Source organism: Lonsdalea britannica (genome assembly GCF_003515985.1).
GTDB lineage: Bacteria > Pseudomonadota > Gammaproteobacteria > Enterobacterales > Enterobacteriaceae > Lonsdalea > Lonsdalea britannica.
Window position 1 is genome coordinate 685129 of record NZ_CP023009.1, and the last position, 26302, is coordinate 711430.

Annotated in this window: 20 protein-coding genes, 1 tRNA gene and 1 pseudogene; 8 read left to right on the top strand and 14 right to left on the bottom strand. The window is 53.9% G+C overall.

The annotated features are described in order from the left end of the window. Positions 1 to 16: 16 nt before the first annotated feature. Both CKQ53_RS03190 and CKQ53_RS03195 read right to left on the bottom strand, forming a co-directional pair. The gene (locus CKQ53_RS03190; RefSeq protein WP_085653551.1) at positions 17 to 397 is read right to left on the bottom strand and encodes a nuclear transport factor 2 family protein; all 381 of its coding nucleotides are present in this window, start codon (positions 395 to 397) and stop codon (positions 17 to 19) included. A gap of 285 nt (positions 398 to 682) precedes the next feature. Then, positions 683 to 2425, bottom strand: coding sequence for a glycoside hydrolase family 13 protein (locus CKQ53_RS03195; RefSeq protein ID WP_085653552.1), 1743 nt, complete (start codon positions 2423 to 2425; stop codon positions 683 to 685). Between the two features lie 494 nt (positions 2426 to 2919). On the opposite strand from CKQ53_RS03195, the gene CKQ53_RS18365 reads away from it, so the two are divergent. Then, a complete protein-coding gene (locus tag CKQ53_RS18365; RefSeq protein ID WP_139824070.1) occupies positions 2920 to 3099 on the top strand; it encodes a hypothetical protein in 180 nt (59 codons plus the stop codon). A 213-nt stretch (positions 3100 to 3312) separates the two neighbouring features. On the opposite strand, the gene CKQ53_RS03200 is transcribed toward CKQ53_RS18365, so the two are convergent. The 9 genes and pseudogenes from CKQ53_RS03200 to CKQ53_RS03240 form a co-directional block, all read right to left on the bottom strand. Beyond that, positions 3313 to 3945 carry a LysE family translocator gene (locus CKQ53_RS03200; protein ID WP_094118844.1) on the bottom strand — a complete coding sequence of 211 codons (633 nt, stop codon included), beginning with the start codon at positions 3943 to 3945 and terminating at the stop codon, positions 3313 to 3315. 432 nt (positions 3946 to 4377) lie between these two features. Then, positions 4378 to 4929, bottom strand: coding sequence for a fimbrial protein (locus CKQ53_RS03205; RefSeq protein ID WP_085653554.1), 552 nt, complete (start codon positions 4927 to 4929; stop codon positions 4378 to 4380). Between the two features lie 16 nt (positions 4930 to 4945). Then, a complete protein-coding gene (locus CKQ53_RS03210) occupies positions 4946 to 5989 on the bottom strand; it encodes a fimbrial protein (RefSeq protein ID WP_085653555.1) in 1044 nt (347 codons plus the stop codon). A gap of 233 nt (positions 5990 to 6222) precedes the next feature. Continuing rightward, entirely contained in the window at positions 6223 to 6753 is a 531-nt protein-coding gene (locus CKQ53_RS03215; RefSeq protein WP_094101649.1) for a fimbrial protein, read from the bottom strand. A 7-nt stretch (positions 6754 to 6760) separates the two neighbouring features. Next, entirely contained in the window at positions 6761 to 7762 is a 1002-nt protein-coding gene (locus CKQ53_RS03220) for a fimbrial protein (RefSeq protein WP_085653557.1), read from the bottom strand. Positions 7763 to 7833: 71 nt separating this feature from the next. Then, on the bottom strand, positions 7834 to 10494 hold the full coding sequence (locus CKQ53_RS03225) for a fimbrial biogenesis usher protein (protein WP_085653558.1): 2661 nt from the start codon (positions 10492 to 10494) through the stop codon (positions 7834 to 7836). A gap of 112 nt (positions 10495 to 10606) precedes the next feature. Further along, positions 10607 to 11272 carry a fimbria/pilus periplasmic chaperone gene (locus tag CKQ53_RS03230; protein ID WP_240503862.1) on the bottom strand — a complete coding sequence of 222 codons (666 nt, stop codon included), beginning with the start codon at positions 11270 to 11272 and terminating at the stop codon, positions 10607 to 10609. A 258-nt stretch (positions 11273 to 11530) separates the two neighbouring features. Then, positions 11531 to 12082: a type 1 fimbrial major subunit FimA gene (gene fimA, locus CKQ53_RS03235; RefSeq protein ID WP_094101652.1), complete on the bottom strand. Its 552-nt coding sequence runs from the start codon at positions 12080 to 12082 to the stop codon at positions 11531 to 11533. A gap of 642 nt (positions 12083 to 12724) precedes the next feature. Next, positions 12725 to 13027: pseudogene (locus tag CKQ53_RS03240) on the bottom strand (transposase); the annotation flags it as partial. Positions 13028 to 14041: 1014 nt separating this feature from the next. Between CKQ53_RS03240 and CKQ53_RS03245 the strand changes: the two are divergent. Then, the gene (locus CKQ53_RS03245) at positions 14042 to 14794 is read left to right on the top strand and encodes a hypothetical protein (RefSeq protein WP_100053539.1); all 753 of its coding nucleotides are present in this window, start codon (positions 14042 to 14044) and stop codon (positions 14792 to 14794) included. Between the two features lie 233 nt (positions 14795 to 15027). Beyond that, the gene (locus CKQ53_RS03250) at positions 15028 to 15780 is read left to right on the top strand and encodes a hypothetical protein (RefSeq protein ID WP_094118842.1); all 753 of its coding nucleotides are present in this window, start codon (positions 15028 to 15030) and stop codon (positions 15778 to 15780) included. 186 nt (positions 15781 to 15966) lie between these two features. Here the strand turns inward: CKQ53_RS03250 and CKQ53_RS03255 are convergent. Then, positions 15967 to 16042: transfer RNA gene (locus CKQ53_RS03255), tRNA-Gly, on the bottom strand. A 182-nt stretch (positions 16043 to 16224) separates the two neighbouring features. Then, positions 16225 to 16767: an oligoribonuclease gene (orn, locus tag CKQ53_RS03260; RefSeq protein ID WP_094118841.1), complete on the bottom strand. Its 543-nt coding sequence runs from the start codon at positions 16765 to 16767 to the stop codon at positions 16225 to 16227. Positions 16768 to 16912: 145 nt separating this feature from the next. On the opposite strand from orn, the gene rsgA reads away from it, so the two are divergent. From rsgA to mscM, 3 genes are all read left to right on the top strand, one after another. Further along, complete coding sequence (gene rsgA / locus CKQ53_RS03265) at positions 16913 to 17962, top strand: small ribosomal subunit biogenesis GTPase RsgA (protein ID WP_094118840.1); 1050 nt, start codon at positions 16913 to 16915, stop codon at positions 17960 to 17962. Positions 17963 to 18033: 71 nt separating this feature from the next. Further along, positions 18034 to 18939 carry an archaetidylserine decarboxylase gene (gene asd / locus CKQ53_RS03270; RefSeq protein WP_085653359.1) on the top strand — a complete coding sequence of 302 codons (906 nt, stop codon included), beginning with the start codon at positions 18034 to 18036 and terminating at the stop codon, positions 18937 to 18939. Positions 18940 to 18966: 27 nt separating this feature from the next. Then, positions 18967 to 22287 (top strand): miniconductance mechanosensitive channel MscM, encoded by a 3321-nt coding sequence (gene mscM / locus CKQ53_RS03275; RefSeq protein ID WP_085653358.1) that lies wholly within the window; start codon positions 18967 to 18969, stop codon positions 22285 to 22287. Between the two features lie 99 nt (positions 22288 to 22386). Here the strand turns inward: mscM and epmA are convergent, their stop codons facing one another. Then, on the bottom strand, positions 22387 to 23364 hold the full coding sequence (epmA, locus tag CKQ53_RS03280; RefSeq protein ID WP_094118839.1) for an elongation factor P--(R)-beta-lysine ligase: 978 nt from the start codon (positions 23362 to 23364) through the stop codon (positions 22387 to 22389). A gap of 405 nt (positions 23365 to 23769) precedes the next feature. On the opposite strand from epmA, the gene frdA reads away from it, so the two are divergent. Next, positions 23770 to 25566 carry a fumarate reductase (quinol) flavoprotein subunit gene (frdA, locus tag CKQ53_RS03285; protein ID WP_085653356.1) on the top strand — a complete coding sequence of 599 codons (1797 nt, stop codon included), beginning with the start codon at positions 23770 to 23772 and terminating at the stop codon, positions 25564 to 25566. Beyond that, on the top strand, positions 25559 to 26293 hold the full coding sequence (locus tag CKQ53_RS03290; protein WP_094118838.1) for a succinate dehydrogenase/fumarate reductase iron-sulfur subunit: 735 nt from the start codon (positions 25559 to 25561) through the stop codon (positions 26291 to 26293). Before frdA ends, CKQ53_RS03290 begins: the two co-directional genes overlap by 8 nt. The last annotated feature ends 9 nt before the right edge of the window (positions 26294 to 26302 follow it).

A 26302-nucleotide genomic window follows, 5' to 3' on the forward strand; every position in this document is an offset into this window, starting at 1 on the left:
GGAAACGTCTTTACCATTAGGGCAATAGCACAGAGGTGGCGGCAATCACACGCCCGCTCATCAAGTCCGGCGAGAGTAACCATGTCCGCGTAAAGCGAAATACGCCGTCACTAGGCTGACCATTAAAGCGCCCGGAAATACGGGTTTTCACGGAAACAATGACGACGTTGTCTTTAATCAGAATTCGCTCATCCGTTGTCTGCAGATCATGGAGCTCGATAAGCCCTGACCGATGCGCGCCGAGATCGTCGCTTCGTCCCAGCATCTTTCCCACATGAGTGACGAATAGCAGTTCCTTATCCAGCAGCGTTTCCAACGCCGCGACGTCCGAATCTAACATCGCCTGTCGCAAAAGTATTTCCCACCGTCGAACGCGCGCGATGATAGCTTCCTGCATCTCCCCCTCCGCATAAGAACGAACAACGCCACTAGGAGTGCGAACATCAACATACACACCCGCATTTGTGGTGAAAAACACCTCAGACCTTATGTCATAAAAGCCGGGGAAACCAGCGTATCCTTGTCATCGATACGTCAGTTCATCGCGCTTTTTTGACGTGGGAAAGACCTGAAAATTAGCCAACACGCAGGTGTTAACGAATCGGTGCTGACGGATGAAGGGAGCAATACGATGGGAACCGTCACGCCGAAAAACGCTGGACGTGACGGTTTAGTGCATAGCTTACAGTTTGAAGATAGCCGCTTGCCAAGCCTGTAATGTCAGATGATCGGAGCCCGCCGAGGCGGCCTCTTCCGGACGGTTGCTGATGACGGGTTGAACAATTTTTTTGCCTGCCGGCAACGACCAGTTCTGCGTCTCCCGCGAGAAGTTGATGGCGATGAGATACTGTTCATCTTTTAAAGTGCGGGTGTAAACGAACAGGTTCGGATGCTCCGGCGCCAGATCACGATACTCTCCATGGACCAGCGCGGGAGTGTGACGCCGCAGCGCAATCAGTTGGCGATGATAACCGTAGACCGAATGATTGTCGTCGACCTGAGTCGCCGCATTAATTTTCGTATAGTTGGGATTCACCGCTAGCCAAGGCTTACCGGTCGTAAACCCGCCCTGAGGCGCAGAACTCCACTGCATCGGCGTTCTGCCGTTATCACGTGAGGTCTGACGCACATTATCCAAAAACTCTTTCGACGACACTTTTCCGCCTTCCACCAACGCCTTCCACAATCCCCGGATTTCTACATCTTCGAAATCCGTCTCGCGGGTGAAAGGATAATTGGTCATGCCCAGCTCTTCCCCCTGATATAGGAATGGCGTTGCTCGTTGGGTCATCATGAGCGTTGCCAACGCTTTGGCGGACACCTCCCGCCATGCATCGCTGTCATCCCCAAAATGGGACACCGCGCGCGGAAGGTCATGATTACTTAGGAAGCTGGTGTTCCAGCCTGCTGCCCCGGAGCGGTCAATTTTATCGAACGCGGTTTTGAGTTGCGGCAAGGTCCAGTCCGTCTTACGCCAGCCATCACGGTCGAGGCGTACAACGTCAAAGTGGAACAGCATATTTAATTCCTGGCGATCCGTGTCGACGAACTTAGGCGTATCCTCAAACGTGACCCCGTAGGCCTCGCCCACGCTCATGGCGTTATAAGGCGCCAGAACTTCTCGATTCATCTCATGTAGATATTCATGGACACGCGGTCCGGTGGCGAAAACATTTTGCGGCTGGGCCAGCTGCTGCGGGCTTAAATCAGGCAGACCTGGCTGCTTGGAAATAAAAGGGATCACGTCCATGCGAAAACCGGCAACACCCTTATCCAGCCAGAAGCGCATAACGTCATAGACCTCTTGGTGAACCTTTTTATTTTCCCAGTTCAGGTCAGGCTGTTTCTCGGCAAAATAGTGCAGATAATATTGGCCCGTTTGATCGTCTTTTTTCCAGGCCGAACCACCGAAGAAAGAGGGATAATTATTCGGCACTTTACCATCGCGTCCATCTCGCCAAATATAATAGTCGCGGTACGGATTATCCTTCGACTTGCGACTCTCTTGGAACCACTGATGTTCATCACTGGTATGGTTCACCACTAAATCGATAATTAAACGCATATTGCGGCGTTTAATTTCACTCAGCATGTGGTCGAAATCGTTCATCGTACCGAACTCTTTCATGACCTTTTTATAATCTCTAATATCGTAACCATTATCCGCATTCGGGGAATCAAAATGCGGACTGAGCCAAATCACATCAACGCCGAGGTTTTTTAAATAATCCAATTTCTCGGTAATACCGTTGAGATCGCCAATACCGTCTCCGTTGCTGTCATTAAATGAACGGGGATATATTTGATAAACGACAACCTCTTTCCACCATTCACGATTTTTCTTCTCTTCGGCGGCATCAACGGGCTGAGAAAGCACTACGGATGACACCGTTGCGGCCAGCATACACATAGGTAAATTCGACATCGTTCCCTTCCCTATCAGTGATTGTGTTTTAGTTGTGTAAGAAATATTTATGATTAAAAGATGGCATCTTCCGGCACAGCAAACGACTACGAATCTTTTATTGTGTGAGCAGCTTCACAAGCAAAAATAAGGCCTACAACAGCGTTGCGATAGAAAAATAGACCCGCATCATATTTAAAGGTTCTAATGACCAATTAAAAAATCAGATCATTTTTATTGCCAACATGAGACAAATAAAAGAATGGGAAAATTTAATTCACCGTGGCAATAATTTCTCTTGCGCAATATCTCCCACTCAATGATTAATGCCAGGGATTTTCAATGGCGTTGTATGGCTTTAGATAAAAGAGTGGTAAAACGCATGCCCACGCCGAATAACAACGGTCTGATTAGGTTAATTCAATATTCATTGATGCGGATAGTTCTTCAAAGCGGCCTCATTCCATGCAGACGTTATTTCGTACAACGCCAATTTACGGCGCAGGGAGAAAAATATGTCGAACACGATCCCTTCAGATGAGACGCGGTGCGTCTCTCATCCCGACACCGTGGTGGACGGTTTCGCGGGTTTTTCCGTTCCGGTTTATCGCGCCTCGACCATCGTCTACTCCGCCGGTCAAAGAATTGGCTCAGAACGTCCTGTCTCAATTCGGCGTTATCTGCGAAGTTTATGATCCTACCGATCTCGCTGACATGAAAAAGCGTCTGCGCTCCGGAGTCACCCAACGGGTCTGGGTTGAATCGCCGGGGTCGACCTCACAGCATCACGAATAACGGCAAGCGGGTCATAGTTTGGGGCCTCTGACCGGACAGATAGCGCACCTCCCAATGAGGCCATGATAGCCATCATTGCCCAGGAATACGCAAACCAACACACTTTGGATCAGCTAGATGACCCATACATAGATCACCAGAATGATTAACGTCCAACCAGATATCTTATTGATCAACTCTATTTTTCTAGAACTTAAATAATGCCCTGCGATATGCCCCAGCGCCATCCAGGGTATCAATGAGATGATGGAAGAGATGAAAAAAAGGACAGCATAAACGACGATGTGTTGTCGGTATGCGCCTGCGACAAAAGAACTATAGGAAAGAATAGCGAACAACCAAGCCTTATAGCTCAATGGATGAATAAGTAATCCACTGGCGAAAGAGAGCGTCGGTTTATTTGCTTCTGAGGGCAAGTCAGGACTGGATCGAATAATCTGATAGCTTATCCACAACAAATAAATCGAGCCTAATATTTTCAGAAGATACATAATTCTTTCATCTTCCTGAGCTCCCGATAAATAAATATATGCACTGGCGTAAAGAACCACACCAAAACCCGTCGTAATACCGAGGGAAAAAGGAATCGTTTTCTTCCAATCGCTTTTTGATGACTGGCTGAATATCGCGATATTAGCCGGTCCTGGAGTAATACTGGCGACGAAAGAAAAAATGAAGAAAGCAATGTAGTTATAAATTTCCATATTCGACATCTCTAATTTTGATACTAAAGCGCTGACTGGCATCTAAGCCGTTTTCACTTTCAACAAGTTGACAAAAAATCACGACAATCGCACTAAATGATAATTACCTCAGAATAATACGAAGAATGAACAGCAGAGAGGTCATCATCAGATTCCTTATCGAGTAGAGGGGACGCATCGTTGTCCGGGGGCTATCGCACGCCATGCGTCACAAGCCGCCTCGTTCATGTGAGAAGGCGCACGCCATCGAAAGATGGCCAGAAGACAACAAGCATGAGAGCGCTTGCGCGTTCTGAGAGCGGCAAACGTCTTAAACCTTATGCCATTAACGCCGGGGAGACCAGAGCCGCTTCGGCGTCACGTACGCCCCCGGCAGGCAGGCGGAGACAGGACACGGGCGGGAAGAGAAAAGCGGGAACGCAGAGCGGTCACGGTCGGACCGACGGCGGCGACGCCGCAGTCGGTCGCGCGCGCTTACAGATAATTCAAGGTAAAGGTTACATCGCCGTTGGCGGTGCCTGCGGTGACGCTGCTTTGCGTCGCGATATATTGACCATAGAACACCAGTTGCGCATTGCTGGCGCCGGCAGTGAGCGGATATTGCTCGCTGGCGTTGCCAAGCGGGATGCGTTGACGATCCTTATCCAGAATGGCGATCCCCACGTGCGTCGCGGTGCTCCCCGAGTTGAGCGCCAGCAGCGTCGAATCGTTCGTATCCGCCGTGCCGGAGAAGGTGGCGGTGACCGAAGACGCCGCCGAACCGCAGCTTTCCAAGTTCACTACGAATCGCACCGGGGCCGCGCCTGTCTTATTGACGGCGAACTGCTTGGTCGCCAGCGTGCCCATATTCACGGTTTGCTCTTGCGACCCCACGCTGACCGCACAGCTGTTGGACAGCAGCGTCGCGCTGAACTGGAGGTTGGTCGATCCCAGATCCGCGCGAGCGGACGGTAAACATCCCCACAGCCCAACGGCCTGCGCGATGAAAGCGGCGGTGGCGAGACGGCAAAAATTATTCGGCGACATGAATATTATCCCTCCCTTAATCGAAATCGACGCGCAGGTAGGCCAACGCGGTGACGACGCCCGCCTGCGGCGTATTGCCGGTCACACTGACCGGATAAGCTTTCACCGTGACGTTGGCGCTTTGATTACCGTCCAGCGTGAAAGGCAGTACGCTGGAGATATCGTTAGGCGTCAGCGCACTGTCGCTGCTATTGGTCACGACAAAACCGACGTCGCTGTTATTCGAGACAATCGCTTTGCCCGACACCGTATCGGCCTGCACGCGCAGCGACAAATTGGACTGGGCCTCAATGCCATTGCAGGCAATCGCGATCGTGCGGGTCACGGCGCTGACGCCGTCAGGCTTGGCACCCGCGGTTTTGAACGCGCCGGTGGAGATATTGCCGAAGTCGATGGAGACCACCTGTCCAGCATTCAATTCACAGCTTTGCGGCACCGTCACCGTGCCGCTCAGGTATCCGACCACGAGCGGAGAGCCGGTGCCCTGTCCCGTTCCGCCCTGATTGCCGTATAAGTAAAAAATCGGGATAGACGGCAACGTCGTCATGCCGACAAACTTGCGTTTAATACGGAAACTGACCTGTACACGACTGCCCGTCGTCGCCGTCCCGCCGCACTTACCATTGCAGTTATTTGATAAGTCGGTAAACGGAACATTATGGTAAGTACTACCGCCGGAAGCGTTGTAGACATACATCTGCGAGGCAACCTGCAAATAATCATTGCCGGTGATGTCGTACCAGTTGGCGGAGCCGTCCGAGAAAGAGTAACTCAGCGCCGAACCGGCCTGAGCGGTGTAGTAAACGGTGTCTTTGTTATTGCACCCCCCGCTGATCACATAGGAGCCGCTGTCCGACTTCTGATTCCAGCCAGTGGTGTAACCGACATAGTTTTGCTGCGAGGAAAAATTGAAATTAAAGTCATAATTCACTGGCGAGCCAGTTGCCGTATTACACAACGTGGCAAAGGTTGTCGGGGAAAAAAAAACGCCCGCCGCCAAACATAGCCATCCAAGCTGTTTTTTTACGCGTTCGATGAGTGTCGCCACCGTCAGGTTCATCACTATTCGTCCTTATCGTCGTTATCTTTCAGTCTGCGGGAGATGCATCACGTGATTGCCGTTCCCGGCAAGAAAGCAGGACGGCGATTCCCGTCCCGTCAATGCCCAGCCCTATGGGAGCTCTGAGCATGAAGTCGCCGCGCCGGCGCATGTCGTTATGGCTAAAGACAACGATGCTCCCGCCGTTCGTACATCATGGGCGCGGTCTTTTCCCTATGCGTTTTCAGACGCGGTTACTGATAGGTCAGTGTGAAAGTCGCGTCGCCATTGGCCGTACCCGCAGTCACGCTACTCTGCGTCGCCACGTACTGGCCGTAAAACACCAGTTGCACGCTGCTGGCATTGGCGGTCAGCGCATACTGCTCACTGGCGTTGCCAAGCGAGATGCGGTTGCGATTTTTATCCAAAATCGCAATCCCGACGTTGGCTGCGGTGCTGCTGCTGTTCAGCGCCAGCAGCGTCGCATCATCTTTATTCGCCGTACCGGTGAAGGTGGTGGAGACGGCGCTGGCGGACGCGCCGCAGTTCTCCAGATCGAGGGTGAAACGCACTGGCGTCAGCGCTCGGGAGCCTCCTTCAAAGAACTGTTTCGTCGCCACCGAGCCAAGATTGACCGTTTTGTCCTGCGAAGCAGTACTGACCGAACAGGTGTTCGACGTCAGATTGCCATTGATCTGGATATACGAGTCATAGGCGGAGGCAACCGGCGAACCGGCCATGATACTGAGCGCCACGCTCCCCAGAATTACTCGATAAATTGTCATAATGGCCTCACTGATAGGAGAACGTCACACCGACCAGACCGTTGGCCGTTCCCGCGGTCATATCGCCGGTTCGCACATATCTGAACATGAGCGGAACCGTCACAGACTGCCCCTGAGTGGAAATATCGGCGATGGTGAACTGGTTGGTGTTCCCCTTACTGGAGTCGTCCGGCCCCAGACTCACCGGCGTGGAGCTGCCGTTATAATACGCCTGAATGCCGATGCCTTTAGCCGTTGAGCCGCTGGTAAGCCCGATGATGTTGCTGGTATTCGCGGTATTGCTCTGGTCGGAGATCGTCGCCGCCACGTGGATGCCCGTATCGCAGGACAACCCGATAGACGTCGATTTCGCCGCCGACTGGCTGCCCACGGAGGGCAGGTTGCCGGTAGAGACATTCCCCATGTCAATCACGCGATTCGCGCCGGACTGCACGGTACAACCGGTCGCGGCAACGGTAATCTGGGTCTGGGCGATTTTGATGTATGCGGAGTCGGTAGCGGAGCCGTCGGAGCCATAACATTGCACGATCGCAATATTCTGCGCAGCCAACGTTGTCGTCCCGGTCTGTAAGTGACCGGTGGTTTTGACCAACGTGACCTTACCGTAGCCGCCGATGCCGTTATACGGCACGGTGTTGGTCCCCGGGGCCGGATACCACTGGTTTTGCGTCGTCGTCAGCGCGGAATAGTTCGTGGCGTTCGAATCCTTCACGCCCACCACCAAGCCGATGCCCGGCGTGCCCGAGTCGTAAATAATGTAATTCACGCCGTTGATAGTCGTCGTTAATCCCGTGTTGGGACGTACGGCGGAGACATAAGCTTTGGCCGTGGCCTTGCTTGAGTTGTTACACATATAGACGTTTTTGTTGCTCGCCGACCAAGCCGGGCCGATCTGCTGACCGACGGACACGTCATCCGCCGGGCCGGTATAGCTGATTGCCCCGCTGAAAGTCAGCGTCAGATCGCTGCCGCATTCACCGATAAGGGGAAAAGCCAGTAAGGGCAACATGATAGAAAGCCGTTTCAGCCACCCAGCTCTTCTAGCCGTCCGAAGCGATTTCGATGTTGTTAATTGACGCATTATTGGCACCTCACTTTGGCATAACTAATCGCTTTCGTTGCACTATCATCCGGCAGTGAATAAGGAACAACGCACTGTTCAGTCGTCGCATCGCCCCACTTCACGTTGAGTTTGCCCGTGGACGGCAAACCGGATAAATAGACCTGGCCATTATCGCCGACGATGCTGTCGGAGCGGCCGTCATTAGTTGAAACCGCAGACCCGAACGGCATCGGCTGCCCGTCAGACCGGATCAGCGTCAGCAGCGCGCGTGAACCGATGTGCGTTTTGAATTCGGCGCGCACCAACGCCCCTTGAGTCGGCACCACGTTCACAACGGCGTCATCCAGATCGGCGTTATCCTTCAGCGTGGCGGTATCAAGAGCAATACGGTTGCGGTGGTAGGTCATCGCGTAGGGAATGACAGCGTAGCCGCGCCAGTCGGTGCTCACACCGGTCACGCTTTCTACGTTAACGCCGCTGGCGCCCGGCGCTTTAATCAATACGTTGGTGGCCCCCAGCGGCTGGCTTAGCGTGAGGCCGCTGTCATGCGCCACAATGCCGCCGCTCAGGCCGTAGTTGACCTGACGGTATCGCTTGCCGTAGTTGTAGCCAACGTTGGAGTTGCCGTGGCGTCCCTGATAATTCAGGTTCGCATAGCCGCTGCCGCCGACACCGTGATTGCCGTAGCCTTGCAGCACGCTGTAGTTCAGGTTGTTATCTTCCAACAACGTGCCGTTAATACCGGCCTGATGCGTTGTCTGTCCGTGCCAGTCGGTATTCGCCGCATAGGTGGCATAGGCCGCGTTACCCGAGCGGGTGATATCCGACTCTTTGCCGCCGCCGGACAACCATTGTCCAATAGGAATGGAAACGTTGAAGGCGGCGCGTTTGTCTGGCTCCACCAGTCCGGGACTTTTGTTGTAGTTGAAGGACAGGCTGTAACTCACCCCCTTCAAGTGACCGCTGTACCCCAACTGCCACAATGAGTTGGTGTCATTGGTACGCCAGTAGGTTTGGCGGCTGCCGCTCAGGAAAACAGATCCGTAATCGCCGAGCTGCTGGGTGATGTTGACCTGAATACGCCCTTTACGGTTGTAGTTAAGGTTGTAGTAATTGTTGTACTCCACCGTTGGGTCGATCAGTCCGTCATCGGTATCGTAGTTCGTGCCAACCATGCGGCGATAGCTGGTTTCATCGAGCGTGTAGTAGCCCTGCGTGGAGTAGCGGTAGCCCAGTAGCTGGAAGTTGGTGCCGACGGTGTTCAACGACTTGGCGTACAGGAAGCGCATTGACTGCCCTTGATGACGGCTGTCATCCGCCAGCTTACTGTATGCTTGAGTGACATCCGCCGACAGCGCGCCCCAGTCCCCGAGGTTTTTACCGGCGCCGATCGCACCCGCCTGATATTTCTTCGCCACCTGCGTACCGCCATACAGCGTGAAGCCGCCGGGCAGACCCCAGATCGCCGTACCTTGCCCGAACTCGGGCTTTTCCTGCTGGGTATAGTTGCTGCGGTATTTACCTGCGGTCACCGCGTATTTCACGCGCCCTTCGCGCTGTAATACCGGCACCGCCGAGTAGGGCACGCTGAAGGTGCTGGAGCTGTTGTCGCTTTCCGTCACCGTGACCACCATATCCCCGCTGGAGGAGGTCGGGTAAAGGTCGGTGATGGCGAATGCGCCCGGCGCAACGTAAGACTGATAAATGATAAAGCCGTTCTGCCGGATCGTGACGCGGGCGTTGCTTTTCGCGACGCCGCGGATGGTGGGGGCGAATCCGCGCATGCTGTCCGGCAGCATATTATCGTCTGACGCTAGCTGCGCGCCGCGAAAGCCCAACGTATCGAACACATCGCCCGGCGTATTGCTGTCGCCTAGGGTAAGTTCGCCTTTAAGCGGAATAATCGCGTGCTGTAAATACGTATTAATATGCTGCCAGTCGCGCGTATGCCGCCCCTCAAAGCTGTAGTAGCTCCAGGTGGAGTAATCCCGCAGGCGCCATCCGCGCCAGTTAAGGCCGCTGTTCAGATTGAGGAAGTAGTTGTTGCTGTCGTCGTCGCCGGAGCTATTGCTACCGGTGAAGTCATAGTTCAGCAGCGCGGCGGAGATGCCGTCATCCCACTGTTCCGGCGGAATGTAGCCGCGGCCGCTGTTATTGAGCGAAGCTTGAGGCAGGCTGATATTCAGGCGTTGCAGTTCGAAATCAAACGTTATATGGGAGTCGGGGATGATGCGCGTCAGCGCTACGCACTCCTGCCCCGCGCTACCAGCGGCGGCCGGGAAGGCCGACATGTTGACGTTGAGCGACTCAACCTGCGAGTGGGTAATGCAGGGCACCAGCCCCGTATCGTCCGACTCGTGTTCGAGCGGCGTTACACCAGCGGCTGTCGGTTTGCGCGCATCAAACCGGATATTCCGTGTTTCGACGAATTCATCGTTCACATAGACATCGACGTGATAGACCCCCGGCACCTGCCCTTTTCCCTGCTCGAACCGCGACAAATCCGCCACCGCCGAAGGATCGCTGGATAAGAACGCCGGGTTAAAGAATAGTTCGGCATAAGCGCCGGCCGAAGGTAATGCTACGCATAACGCGATCGCCCGGCACAGCGGCGACAACCGCCATAACGGCGTGGCGCGCGACTGTCTGAAATGGGGCTTCCGATATAATGGCCGCATATGAAAAACTCCTGAAAAAAAAACTCCTGAAAAAAGTGACGGAAAGCAACCTGAAGGGTATGCACCCTCCTTTTTCATGCCCGGTTCGCGATTTGCCGTTCACTGTTCGGCGCTATTGCATGACGCCGGTAACGCGAGCGCTGTTGGCCCCATAGTCGTTAATTGACTGGAAGAACACCTGGCCACTTGCATCGGTAGGCAACGCAACGGTGACATTTCCTTTGGGCGGCGCCATGGTGTTAGGCAGTTTTCGGGTACCAAGGTTGAAGTTCACTAACGTGACGAAATAAGGCGTTGGGTTGGTGATGATGAGGCTATCGCCCTGACGATGAAATCGCAGATGCGTGGGTGCTTCGGCCGGGCTTTCTGGCAGGCCGACGGGGCGGACGAACAGTTTGATGCGGGAGAGAACCGCCAATTGCAGAACGTTTTTATCCTGAATATCTTTGCGATCGACGGACGGAATCGCCTTAACGTTCATCCAGAACACCGATTCACGATCGGTCGGCAAAGGCGCGCCGACGTACATAATGCGTAAAATGTTTTCGCCCGATGGTTTGGCGACGAACAGCGGCGGCGTGACCACAAAGGCCTCGCTTTTCTTGCCCGTCGTATCTTCCACCCAAGACTGAATAAGAAATGGACTTTTGGTATCCGTATTGGTCACGCCCAAAGAGGTTTGGGTCGCACCGGCAGAATAGATCACCCTCGTCGCGCCCAGCGCCACGCCCCCGGCCTGCGCCGCCAGCGGAATGACGGTTAAAACGGACAGGGCCATACCGGCCAAAGCGCGGCGGAAAAAAGTTGAATTAAGCACGCTAAACTCCATGTACGAAAATGACTGATTGACAGCTACGGGTTGAGCATTACGCGCGAGGTCGAATTACGTCAGACGCTAAATCCGCCTCCGCTAACACGGCAGATGTCGGTACAGAAACGCGGAACCGGCGTTGGTTTGTCGCAACGTCGTTTCCACAAAAAGTCAAAAATGGCGCCCTCCCTGGCGGCCATAACGCTTCCCTGCCTGCGTGAGTAGTTATTCGTACTGCATGGTAAAGGTGGCATCCGCATCCGCTTCGCCAGGGGTTACGGTAGCCAGAGTCGATTTATAGCGAGCGTTGAAGTTCAGGGTGTTGCTACCGGTGATCAGCGTCTGCGGGCTAGAGAAAGCGGCGCCGGTCGGGGACAGCACGGTGCCTTTGCTATCGGAAATTTCAATACCTACGCCAGCTGCCGAACCGGAGCTGCCGCCGCTGATGTTGCTGGTGGACAATACGGTGCTGTCGTTACCATCGGCAGATCCGCTAAAAGCGACGGCGGCTGTCGTGGAAACGGTAGGATCGCAATCTTCAAGTTTGATCGTGAAAGGCACCTTACCGGAGTAAGCCCCTACCGCAGTAAAGTTCGCGGTACGATACTGTCCGAGGTTAACCGTCTGGTTAGAAGAGGTTGAGCTGACCGCACAAGCCGCATTCACGATCTGGCCTGTAAAGTGTACGGTACCACCGGCAACGGTCGTCGCAGCGCTGGCATAACCGGCTGACAGAATAGACGCGCCGATCAAGGCGCCGAGTAGAGTTTTACGCATAGTCACTATTCCTTATTACCAATATAAAGGCTATGTAAATAGTCTAAGAGTGTGATTTTTAAACACAGGGGTATTTCCCGCCCGCCGGAACCTCTGCATCATGAATATAAAGGCACGCCGAAGACGTGACTTTATATAAAGACAGAAGCGGCAAGACTAAGAAATCATTGCAAATGAAGAATTTCCCCTGCCCTTTGAGTATTTTCTAAAAATAATAAATCGCGAGATTTAACAAAAACTTGTTAAACTCAGGACAAAACACATACATTCGGCAGCGAAAGCACCAAAAACAAGAATAAAAAACCAAAAAAACAACAACAGACAGAACAAAGAATGTAATTTTGGGGTTATCGTCGGAATTTTTCAGGTTTCAAAAACAAATAAAATATTGCATATGAACATCCATGTTTATTTATTGTTTAAATTAACAACCAATACATAATCGACACAAAGAATGATGACGAATTAATAAGCAAGCAATGCGTCAATATGAAAATAGCCTTCCTATTTGGGATATGCTTAATAGGAAAATACGATAAGAAAAAGATGAGAGCGCTGAGGCAGAATTAAAGAATAGAAATAAACGGAATGTCTGATGAGAATGGGTGGAAAAAGGCTATTTATCCTAAATAACTTCGCCTATTATCGCTCCACTGTATCCAGTCCGTGTTGATTGCCGGGAACGGCGAGGCGGCATTCATAAACTGATTGACTTGTTCCAGTCACTGCCACATATATCGGCATTGATGATTTCGCGTTAGGGTTTCGTGTAACGACAACCCCAACCGTTCTATCGGATTCAGCCACGGCGAGCACATCCGCACAGGAACAATAACCGGAACGTATTGTTCTCTGCCAGCCAACGCGCCACTTTGCGGCTTTATGAAAGAGGTAATTATCCACCACTAGGGTGATGGTTTTCGCTTGACGGCAAGTTCGGCCTAATTTTTAACACAGGTTTGCTCGGCTTCTTCTCTCATCAGGCGTCGTTCGTCATCGGGGATAAATGCGATGATCGGCATAACTCAGTCCAGTTGGTGATTTGTGATGTTTGGCGATTGATCAGATCGCTTAAATCGGACTGAGCGCCCTTCGAGTGAGCTAATATTTTGCGAAGTTATTTGGCATAAAGATCAATATACCTTTCAGGGATCATATTAATCGAACACGTATCATTGAATAACTTAAGGTGACATAAAAATTAATTTATTAAGGTGATAAAATTGAAATATTAATTAATTTTTGTTTTTATTTATAGAAATTAAAAAATAACCACTTAAGAATATACTTTCGCTTAATTACTTATCTACTTTTCGCAAAAAACGAAAACCATATACATGGGGAAAACGCACAACGAACTCGATCTACGTATAGCTCACTTGATAAGATTATTAGCTGCAATAGGAAAACAATCACATGAAACGATGCAGTTACTAGCCATTGTGGTCATAACCCTTTGCAAGGAGGGTGTAACATTTTCCGGCCCACCTGTGACCATTACGTTTAAAAATCCAGGGAATCAAGAAGCAACTTTTAAGATCACGAATAACAAAGAATCAGCCAATTAGAACGAAGAAAACCTAAACCCAAAACGACGGTCCCTCCCCTATCGAGTAACACTGACATTGCACAGAACACCCTTTCTCCTAATGAGAATTTTGCGATAGTGCAGTACACCTCAGGAGGAGAAAACGTGTTAATTTCAAACTACTCTGGTTGTTCGTCTCTAGTATAGTCTAATGTTTATTAACAACCCGTCGAAAATACAACAGTGGAATAAAAATGCGAGCAGCTACAACGGGGGAATTGGCAATGCCACCATTACCTATCGGAGCCCCATTAATTTTTATTGGGCTGCTGAGTTCACAATGAATTAATAACAAGTGCAGCTCAGAGTCACGACAAAAAGTCGCTTGTACTGGCGCATTAAAATACTAAACAAAGAGTGAAGGACTCCCGATGAACAGTATTAATCAACTGGGTTCCACCGCCCAACAAACTCAAGTCAGCGATCAAAGCGCCATTAACTACAGCGGTGGGTCACCCCAATCACAGGCCTACAGCGCTTTAGATACCCCCATCAGTACAACAACACAGGTGTCCTCACTTTCGATCCAACTCAGCGATGCCGCCGCACGCGCCGCGGAGCGAGACGCCAACACGAGCCGTCACGGACTCGCAGCCTTCGCTGAATCCACCATTCACGAGCTCTTCGGCGAAAGCTACACGCGCAATAAAGCGGCTCACGACGCAGAGGTGCCTGCTTCTGACGATCCGCAACGACTGGCTCAGGCCCAACAGGCCACCGATTTTACCAACGGCAAAGCAAGCAACCCGTTCAAGGGGATGTCTCGCGACCAGCTAGCGCTAATTGCGTATGATGACAGTGGTTCCTTCACGGTCAACGAGCGTCGGGCAGCCCTGAGCGAGGCCGATGACCAAGAGTATCAATGGCGTGTAAAAGTGGTGGCTAAAATCACAGCCGAATACCACCGCACTGGCAAGATTAGCGCAGAGAGCTATCAGGAAGTGTGGGATCACAGCAACTCGCTACCGGCGATTGAAAAAGCGCAATTGCCCAAGGGATATGAAGTACAGCAACAAACGTTGACACAGCTAGAAAACGGTACCGATTCAACCCAATTTAAAAATGAACTGCAATCCCTGGTGGACCGAATGACTTTAGCAGTAGATCGCCGCCGTCAGAATTAAGGCTTTTACCCCTGCTGTATTGCGGCGTGTAACGAAAATACTGCAATGGAATAAAGATGCGATCAGCTACAACGGGGAAATAGGCAATGCCGCCATTACCTATCGGAGCACCATTAATTTTTATTGGGCTGCTGAGTTCACAATGAAGTAATAACAAGTGCGGCTCAGAGGCACGACAAAAAGTCGCTTGTACTGGCGCATCAAAATACTAAACAAAGAGTGAAGGACTCCCGATGAACAGTATTAATCAACTGGGTTCCACCGCCCAACAAGCACAAGTCAGCGATCAAAGCACGATTAACCACAGCGGTGAGTCAACCCCATCACAGGCCTACAGCGCTTTGGATACCCCCACCAGTACAACAACACAGGTGTCCTCACTTTCGATCCAACTCAGCGATGCCGCCGCACGCGCCGCGGAGCGAGATGCCAGCACGAGCCGTCACGGACTCGCAGCCTTCGCTGAATCCACCATTCACGAGCTCTTCGGCGAAAGCTACACGCGCAATAAAGCGGCTCACGACGCCGAAGTGCCTGCTTCTGACGATCCGCAACGACTGGCTCAGGCCCAACAGGCCACCGATTTTACCAACGGCAAAGCAAGCAACCCGTTCAAGGGGATGTCTCGCGACCAGCTGGCGCTGATTACGTATGATGACAGCGGTTCCTTCACGGTCAACGAGCGCCGTGCTGCCCTTAGAGAAGCCGATGACCAAGAAAATCAATGGCGTGCAAAAGTGGTGGCTAAAATGACAGCCGAATACCACCGTACTGGCAAGATCAGCGCAGAGAGCTATCAGGAAGTGAGGGACCACAGCAACTCGCTACCGGCGATTGAAAAAGCGCAATTGCCTGAGGGATATGAAGTACAGCAACAAACGTTGACACAGCTAGAAAACGGTACCGATTCAACCCAATTTAAAGATGAACTGCAATCCTTGGTAGACCGAATGACTTTAGCAGTAGATCGTCGCCGTCAGAATTAAGGCTTCGCGGAATCGCTGTTGGTCGCCAACGCTGTAATATGGTGACAGGGAGATAAAAGAATGCCGCGAGTCTGGTCGCGGTTTTATTCAAGGAATCAAGCGAGGAAAGCCAGAAACGAAAAAAGGACCCGAAGGTCCTTTTTTCTCTAAATTACAGAAGCTTGACGCGCTCTGTAATTCTAAATTTGGAGCGGGAAACGAGACTCGAACTCGCGACCCCGACCTTGGCAAGGTCGTGCTCTACCAACTGAGCTATTCCCGCTTGGGTGGTGCTGTCAGTACCGAAATTTCTTTGCCGGTACGGGGAGCGCATTATACGAGGAAAGTTTGGCGGCGCAACCCCTGAAACGTAATTTTCTTCTAACCGAGTAGAAAAACGCCAGATTGAGGAAAATCTCGCCACGCCGGGTGTTTTTTCGTCGCGGCGCGCTTCCGTATAACACGTTACAGTTGGATAAAATGCTCGCGGTAGTAGGCCAGCTCAGCCACGGACTCTCGGATATCGTCCAGCGCCTGATGAGTATTCTGTTTTTTGAAGCCGGTCAGAATTTCAGGTTTCCAGCGGCGCGCCAGCTCTTTCAGCGTGCTGACGTCCAAATAGCGGTAGTGGAAGTATGATTCCAGTTCCGGCATGTAGCGAAACAGAAAACGGCGGTCCTGACCCACGCTGTTGCCACAAATCGGCGACTTGCCTTCAGGCACCCACTGGCGCAGAAACGCAATCGTCTCCTGCGCGGCGGCATTCTCGTCATAGGTGCTCGCCTTCACGCGGTCGACCAGTCCGCTGCCGGTGTGGGTACGCACATTCCAGTCATCCATCAGGGCAAGCTGGCTGTCTGGCTGATGTACCGCCAGCGTAGGACCTTCCGCGAGTATATTCAGATGAGCATCGGTCACCAGCGTGGCGATTTCGATGATGCGATCGCGTTCCGGATCGAGTCCCGTCATTTCCAGATCGATCCAGATCAGATTATTTTCGTTTACCATTTTATCGATATTCCTGTAGGGCTTTTCGTCCCGCCGCCGACGTGGCTTCGCAGACACGCTCAGCATCGGTTAATTAAAGTCAAATAGGGTGTATTATAGGCATATCTCATGTCATGAGCGATAACCACGAATCTAGAGAGGTTGAGTGAGCAAAAAGAAACTGTCAAAAGGTCAGCAACGTCGGGTCAGCGCCAATCATCAGCGCCGCCTTAAGCATGCAGACAGCAAAATCGAGTGGGATGACAGCCAACTGGGCGACGCCCAGGAAGGCACCATCATCAGCCGCTTCGGCATGCATGTTGACGTGGAGGCCACCGACGGTACGCAACGTCGCTGTAATATTCGTCGCACCATCAAATCGCTGGTCACCGGCGACAAGGTCGTGTGGCGGCCCGGCAACGAAACGCTGTCTGGCATCAGCGGCATCGTGGAAGCGGTACATCCTCGCGAATCCGTCCTGACGCGTCCAGACTTTTACGACGGCGTTAAACCTATCGCCGCCAACATCAATCAGATCGTGATTGTCTCCGCCATTCTTCCCGAACTGTCGATCAATATCATTGACCGTTATCTGGTGGCCTGCGAAACGCTGGAAGTCGAGCCGCTCATCGTATTAAACAAGATCGACCTGTTGGATGAAGAATCACTTCAGTTCGTCGACGAAGTCATGGATATCTACCGCGCATTGCACTACCGAGTACTGATGGTCTCCAGCAGAACCGGCGACGGCATGAAAGAGCTGGAAACCGAACTGACCAACCGTATCAGCATATTTGCCGGCCAGTCCGGCGTGGGTAAGTCCAGCCTGCTCAACGCCCTGCTCTATCCTGAAGAAGGCAAAATCCTGGTCAACGATGTGTCCGATAACTCCGGACTGGGGCAACATACGACGACCGCCGCCCGCATGTACCACTTCCCGCGCGGCGGCGACGTGATTGACTCCCCCGGCGTGCGTGAATTCGGACTGTGGCACCTCGACCCCGAGCAGGTTACGCAGGGCTTTATCGAATTCCGCGACTATCTGGGCAGCTGTAAATTCCGCGATTGCAAGCATGACACCGACCCAGGCTGCGCCATACGGGCCGCGCTGGAGCGCGGAGACATCGCAGCCGAGCGTTTTGAAAACTACCACCGCATCCTTGAAAGCATGTCTCAGGTAAAAACGCGTAAATCCTTTTCCGATTCGGATAACTGACATTTATTGTCACCATCGCTACAATGCGCCGCTTTTAATATTGGCGCATCACCAAACCCAAGAGGCTCACTGTGCTGGATAGAATCAAGATCGCTTTACAACATCTGTTGCCGAAAATCTGGCTGACCCGGCTCGCCGGCTGGGGAGCCGAACGACGCGGAGGCGCGCTCACCAAGCTGGTGATCGACCTGTTCGTTCGCGTTTACCGCGTCAACATGCAGGAAGCCCAGCAGCCGGACACCGCGGCTTATCCGACGTTCAACGAATTCTTCACGCGTCCCCTGCGCCCCGGCGTTCGCCCGGTCGATCCGCACGATCACCGTCTGGTACAACCCGCCGACGGCGCGATCTCTCAGTTAGGGGCTATCGAAAACGACACGCTGTTGCAGGCAAAGCAACACACCTATTCGTTGGAAGCCCTGCTGGCGGGCAACTACCACATGGCGGATCACTTCCGTGATGGTCTGTTCGTCACCACCTACCTGTCGCCCAAGGATTACCACCGCGTGCATATGCCTTGCGACGGTACGCTGCGCGAGATGATTTACGTACCGGGCGACCTGTTCTCCGTGAATCCGCTGACCGCCGCCAACGTGCCCAACCTGTTCGCCCGTAACGAACGCGTGATCTGCCTGTTCGATACCGAATTTGGTCCTATGGCGCAAATTCTGGTGGGAGCGACCATCGTCGGCAGTATTGAAACCGTGTGGGCGGGCACCGTGACGCCGCCGCGCGAAGGCATCATCAAGCGCTGGACCTACCCCGCCGAGGGTGAGACAGGCGCCATCACGCTGGACAAAGGCGAAGAGATGGGCCAGTTCAAACTGGGCTCTACCGTTATCAACCTGTTTGCCGCCGGTAAAGTGCAGCTGATGACCAATCTGTCCAACCAAAGCGTCACCCGCATGGGTGAACCCCTCGCGGAAGCCACGAGCGAGGACGTCGTCGTCTCTACGACAGCGGGAAATACGCCTTAAACCGCGAAATTACAGAGGTAAGTTAGCGTGCGTCTGATACTGATCTTTCTACTGGGATGCCTGCTATCCGCCCCGGCGCTGACCGCCCAACTTCCCAGCGAAGTCCAGCTACGTCAGGATTTGCAGCAGGCAGAAGCGAACAAGTCACAGCCGAATCAGGCGGATATCGTTAAAGAGCTGCAATCCGCTCTGCGTATGTTGGATGAGCGTAAAGGAGCTCTCGAACGGGTAGATCAGTATCAGCGCGTGATTGAAGATTTCCCCCGCCTCACGCGGGGGCTGCGTCAGGAGCTGGCGGCGGAAGACGCCAAATCCACGCCCGCCGTGCATAACCTTTCCGTTAACGAACTCGAACAACAGATCGTTCAAACCAGTAGCCAACTGCTGGAGCAATCCCGCCAACAGCAGCTGGAGCAGGATCGCCTGCGGGAGATCAGCGACTCGTTGGCCCAGCTGCCGCAGCAACAGTCGGAAGCCAGTCGCGCGCTCAACGACGTCGAACGCCGGATCCAAACGCAAGGCAACGCCAACACGCGGCTGGCGCGAGCGCAGCTCGCGTCATTGCAGGCGGAAGCTGCGCTGAGCAAAAGCCGGGTCGATGAACTGGAGCTGGCACAGCTGTCCGCCAGCAATCGTCAGGAACTTTCCCGCCTGCGGGCGGAACTCTTCAAACAGCAGCGGGACCGTCTGGACGATCAGCTGCAAACCCTGCGCAGCACCCTCAACGGTATGCGCCAGCGCGAAGCCGAACAGGCGCTGGAACGCACCGAGCTGCTGGCGGAGCAAAGCGGTAACCTGCCTTCCGCCATCGCCAGCCAGTTGCAGGTGAACCGTGATTTATCCGTGGCGCTGAATCAGCAGGCGCAGCGCATGGACTTAATCGCATCGCAGCAGCGGCAGGCCGCTTCGCAAACGTTGCAGGTGCGTCAGGCGCTAAGCACGTTGCGCGAACAGGCTCAGTGGCTCGGCTCGTCTACCGCGCTGGGCGAGACGCTGCGTGCGCAGGTCGCCCGACTGCCGGAAATGCCGAAGCCCCAACTGCTGGATGGCGACATGACCCAGCTGCGGGTGCAACGTCTGCAGTACGAAGACACGTTCTCCAAGCTGCCGAAGAACGAGCAGGCGCAGCAGGATGACGGCTCGCCGCTCACCGCCTCTCAGCAGAAGATATTCAACGATCAGCTACGTACGCAACGCGAGCTGCTGACCTCGTTGATTTCAGGCTGTGATACTCAGATTCTCGAACTGACCAAGCTGAAGGTCGCCAGTAATCAGCTCGAAGATGCCCTGATTGAGATCCGCGAAGCCGCCCACCGCTATCTGTTCTGGGTGGCGGACGTCGACCCGTTGACGCTCTCCTACCCGCTTCAGTTAGTGCAGGATCTGTCCCGCCTGCTGTCTTTGGATACGCTGACGCAGCTCAGCAGCGCCATGGTGATGATGGTCACCAGCTGGAGTACGCTGCTGCCGTTGATTGGCGCACTGCTGCTGGTCGCGCTCAGTATCAGTTCACGCCGCCACTATCATGCGTTTCTGGAGCGAGCCAGCGGACGCGTGGGTAAAGTGACGCTCGACCACTTCATGCTGACGCTCCGCACCGTATTCTGGTCAGTGATGGTCGCCATTCCGCTGCCGATCCTGTGGGCGGCGTTGGGCTACGGCCTGCAAAATGCGTGGCCTTATCCGGTCGCCGTCGCCATAGGCGATAGCGTCACCGCCACCGTGCCGTTGATGTGGGTCGTGATGATTAGCGCCTCGTTCGCGCACCGTCAGGGGCTGTTCATCGTGCATTTCGGCTGGTCGCCTAAGCGGGTAGAACGGGCGATGCGCTACTACCGGCTGTCCATCGGGCTTATCGTTCCTCTCATTATGGCGTTGATTACCTTCGATAATCTCAACGATCGCCAATTTTCCAGCACACTGGGACGCCTCTGTTTCATCCTGCTGTGCCTGGCGCTCAGTCTGGTCACCACCAGCCTGAAACGTGCCGGAATACCGCTGTATCTGGATAAGGAAGGTTCTGGAGAAAACCCCGTGAACCGCGCCATGTGGAATCTGCTGCTTTGTATGCCGTTGATCGCCGTGCTGGCTTCCTGCTTTGGCTATCTGGCCACGTCGCAGGCGCTGCTGGCCCGGTTGGAAAAGTCAGTCGCGATTTGGTTCTTCCTGCTGGTGATTTACCACATCATTCGCCGCTGGATGCTGATTCAGCGCCGACGCATCGCGTTCGATCGCGCCAAGCAGCGCCGGGCGGAGATACTGGCAATCCGGGCGCGGGGGGAAGAAGAGTTAACGCAACAGAGTCATGAAGCCGGCAGTGAAGTCGTTGAAGAGCCGGTGGTCGATCTGGACGCCATCAGCGCGAAATCCCTGCAACTGGTACGTTCAGTGCTGACGCTGATTGCGCTGGTCTCCGTGCTGGCGCTCTGGTCGGAAATCCATTCGGCGTTCTCCTTCCTGGAGAACATCAGCCTGTGGGACGCCACCAGCACGCTCAATGGCACCGAGACGGTCCAACCGATCACGCTGGGCGCGGTGCTGATCGCCATTCTGATCTTCTTTATTACGACTCAGCTGATGCGCAATCTGCCTGCGCTGCTTGAGCTGGTGTTGTTGCAACACGTCGAGCTGTCGCCCGGCTCTGGCTACGCCATCACCACCGTCAGTAAATATGTGCTGCTGTTGATTGGCGGGATGTTCGGCTTCTCTATGCTCGGCATCGAGTGGTCCAAGTTTCAGTGGCTCGTCGCCGCCCTAGGGGTGGGGTTGGGCTTCGGCTTGCAGGAGATCTTCGCCAACTTTATCTCCGGCCTGATTATTCTGTTCGAGAAGCCGATACGTATTGGCGATACGGTGACGATCCGCGATCTGACCGGGAGCATTATGCGTATCAACACCCGCGCCACGACGATCTCGGACTGGGACCGCAAGGAGATTATCGTTCCCAACAAGGCCTTCATCACGGAACAGTTCATCAACTGGTCGCTGTCTGACTCCGTAACGCGCGTGGTGCTGACCATTCCAGCCCCGGCAGACGCCAATACGGAAGAGGTGACCAACCTGCTGCTGGATGCCGTCAAACGCTGCTCGCTGGTGTTGGACAACCCGCCGCCGGAGGTCTTCCTCGTTGATTTACGTCAGGGGATTCAGCTGTTTGAACTGCGAATCTTCGCCGCGGAGATGGGGCACCGCATGCCGCTGCGACATGAGCTGCACCAGCTAATTTTGGACAGCTACCGTCAGCACAATCTGGTGATGCCGTTCCCGCCGTTCCAGGTCCGGATGGATTCCGTACAGATTGACGGCCGTAACGCCGGTTCCGCCACGCGTACGGACGGCGCGCTCTAGTCGCCTGTCCCGTCTCAGGTATTCCGCCCTGAATGACGCGCATAAAAAAATCCGGTGCAGGCTCCTCGCCTCACCGGATTTTTATTGGGGTCTTGCGCTTTAGGAGCGGTCGACTGGGAAGGCAATCACTTCGCTAATGGACTCAGCCTTCAGCGCCAGCATGATCAGGCGATCGACGCCCAGCGCGACGCCTGCGCAATCCGGGATACCCGCGGTCAACGCATCCAACAGGTTTTCGTCTATCGGCTGAACCGGCAAGCCGCGCGCGGCGCGTTTGCGGTTATCCTGCTCGAAACGCTGACGCTGCTCGGCGCTGTCGGTCAGCTCGCGGAACCCATTCGCCAGTTCAATCCCTTTGAAGTAGACCTCAAACCGCTCAGCGACACGGTGATCTTCGGTACTGATTTCAGCCAGAGACGCCTGCGTAGCTGGGAAATGATAGACGAAGGCCGGTTTGTCGCGCCCGATATTGACCTCAACGCCCACCGCGAACAGCAGTTGCAGCAGCGTATCGCGATCCTCTTCCTGATGCGCGACATCCCCCACGCCCAGCGTTTCGGCGACTTCGCGCAGCTGAGCTTTGTCGGCGGAGAGCGGATCGACGTCCAGATGACGCTGGAAAGCCTGCTGATAGGTGAGCATTTCGGCGCTTTCGCACTCCAGCACCTGTTGCAGCAGATCGTCCACCTCATTCATCAGGCGGTACATATCGTAGTGAGGGCGATACCACTCAAGCATCGTGAATTCAGGATTATGATAACGGCCGGATTCTTCGTTACGGAAGCTGCGCCCCAGCTGATAAATTGGGCCGCTGCCTGCCGCCAGCAGGCGTTTCATGTGGTATTCCGGGCTGGTCATCAAATAGAGTTTTAGGCCGTCCGCAGCGCCTGGCCCGACATACTGAGTGTCAAAAGGAACCAGATGAACGTCTGTGACCGTTGCCTGACTCATGGCGGGGGTTTCCACCTCTAGCACGCCGCGATCGGAGAAGAAGCGCCGAATTTCGTTCATGATCTCCGCCCGCTTCAACAGATTGGCAATTGGGGCGCTGGGTTGCCAACTTGCCGTTTCGCTCATGGTGGTCTACTCCAAAGTCAAAGAGGGGTGCAGTCTACCCGCATCAGTCCGACCAAACAAATTATATCCAGTTGAAGATGTTTTAATCGGTAGGGATGAGTATTTATTAAAGCAATAAAAGTGCTGTTTTTACTTTAATTGCATTTTCGATCACGTTTTAAGAACTATTCCTCTCCGCTGGTTAAAAAACAGCAAAATGCTGGATCACATCAAATTTCAGCTACCTTTAAATAGCTATAATCATTTCCACACAAAAAAGAGTGATTTAACGGTTATCCACGGCCGTCAGATTTTTTTTCTGCCCCTCCCAACTCACTAAAAACTGGGCGGAAATAAACCCAATATTCGCATTACGCATTATTTTCTTATTTTATCTTATTTAACTTATGTAACTGGAGGAATGCAGTGCAGACCTTTAATGCCGACTTGGCCATTATCGGGGCCGGGGGCGCTGGCTTACGCGCAGCTATTGCTGCAGCCGAAGCTAATCCCCAACTGAAGATTGCGCTGATCTCTAAAGTCTACCCAATGCGGAGCCACACCGTGGCCGCAGAAGGAGGCTCAGCAGCGGTCACTCAGGATCACGATAGCTTTGACTTCCATTTCCAAGACACCGTCGCCGGCGGCGACTGGCTCTGCGAACAGGACGTCGTCGACCAGTTTGTTCACGAGTGCCCACGTGAAATGATCCAGATGGAACAGTGGGGTTGTCCGTGGAGTCGTAAACCAGACGGTTCAGTCAACGTACGCCGTTTCGGCGGGATGAAGATTGAACGCACCTGGTTTGCTGCCGACAAAACCGGTTTCCACATGCTGCACACCTTGTTCCAGACGTCGCTGAAATACCCGCAAATTCAGCGTTTCGACGAACACTTCGTGCTGGATATTCTGGTCGATGAAGGCCACGCGCGTGGCGTCGTCGCCATCAATATGATGGAAGGCGAGCTGGTGCAAATTCGCGCCAACGCCGTCATCATGGCGACAGGCGGCGCCGGACGTGTGTACCGTTATAACACCAACGGCGGCATCGTCACCGGCGACGGCATGGGGATGGCGTTCCGCCACGGCGTGCCGCTACGCGATATGGAATTCGTACAGTATCACCCGACCGGCCTGCCCGGCTCCGGCATCCTGATGACCGAAGGCTGCCGCGGCGAAGGCGGCATCATGGTCAATAAAGATGGCTACCGCTATCTGCAGGATTACGGCATGGGACCCGAAACGCCGTTGGGTGAGCCGAAAAACAAATACATGGAGCTAGGGCCGCGCGATAAGGTCTCTCAGGCTTTTTGGCATGAGTGGCGCGCTGGCCGCACCATCTCGACTCCGCTGGGCGATGTGGTCTACCTCGACCTGCGTCACCTGGGCGAGAAGAAGCTGAAAGAGCGCCTGCCGTTCATCTGCGAACTGGCCAAAGCCTACGTCGGCGTCGATCCCGTCAAGGAACCGATCCCCATTCGTCCTACCGCGCACTACACCATGGGCGGCATCGAAACCGATCAGCAGTGTGAAACGCGCATCAAAGGTCTGTTCGCCGCCGGTGAATGTTCTTCCGTCGGCCTGCACGGCGCCAACCGTCTGGGTTCTAACTCCCTTGCGGAGCTGGTGGTCTTCGGCCGTTTGGCCGGTGAACACGCCGTACGACGCTCTCAGGAAGCGACGCCCGCCAATACCAGCGCGCTGGATGCGCAGGCCCGCGACGTTGAGAAAAAACTGCATGACCTGATGAATCAGGAAGGCACGGAAAGCTGGTCTAAAATCCGTGATGAGATGGGGATGACGATGGAAGAAGGCTGCGGTATCTATCGCACCACCGACCTGATGCAAAAAACCGTCGATAAGCTGGCCGAACTGAAAGAACGTTTCAAACGCGTCAAAATCAGCGACCACTCCAGCGTATTTAACACCGACCTGCTGTACACCATCGAACTCGGCCACGGACTGGATGTGGCGGAATGTATGGCGCACTCTGCAATCAACCGTAAGGAATCCCGCGGCGCCCACCAGCGTCTTGACGAAGGCTGCACCGAACGCGACGACGTCAATTACCTGAAGCATACGCTGGCGTTCCACAGCCAGGATGGTGCTCCACGTCTTGAGTATAGCGATGTGAAGATCACCAAGCTGCCGCCGGCGAAACGTGTTTACGGCGGTGAAGCCGATGCTCAGGAGAAAAGTAAGAAGGAGCAAGCGAATGGCTGAGATGCAAACCCTGAAAATGGAAGTCATGCGCTACAACCCGGAGCAGGACAGTGCGCCACACTTCGAAACCTATGAAGTGCCGTATAACAAGCAGACCTCCTTGCTTGATGCGCTGGGTTATATCAAAGACAACCTGGCGCCGGACCTGTCTTACCGCTGGTCCTGCCGTATGGCGATCTGCGGCTCCTGCGGCATGATGGTCAACAACGTCCCGAAACTGGCCTGCAAAATCTTCCTCCGCGACTATACCGGCGGCATGAAGGTAGAAGCGCTGGGTAACTTCCCGATCGAACGCGATTTAGTGGTCGATATGACTCACTTCATTGAGAGTCTCGAAGCCATCAAGCCGTACATTATCGGCAATGATCGCAAACCGGAAGACGGCCCTAACAAGCAGACGCCGGCGCAAATGGCGAAGTACCACCAGTTCTCCGGCTGCATCAACTGCGGGTTGTGCTACGCCGCCTGCCCGCAGTTTGGTCTGAACCCGGAGTTCATCGGCCCGGCCGCCATTACGCTGGCGCACCGCTACAATCTGGACAACCGCGATCACGGCAAGAAAGCGCGTATGCCTCAGTTGAACAGCGATAACGGCGTATGGTCCTGTACGTTTGTCGGTTACTGCTCCGAAGTGTGTCCGAAGCACGTCGATCCCGCCGCCGCCATTCAGCAGGGCAAGGTCGAAAGCGCCAAAGACTTCATGATCGCCATGCTGAAACCACAATAAGGGAGGGAG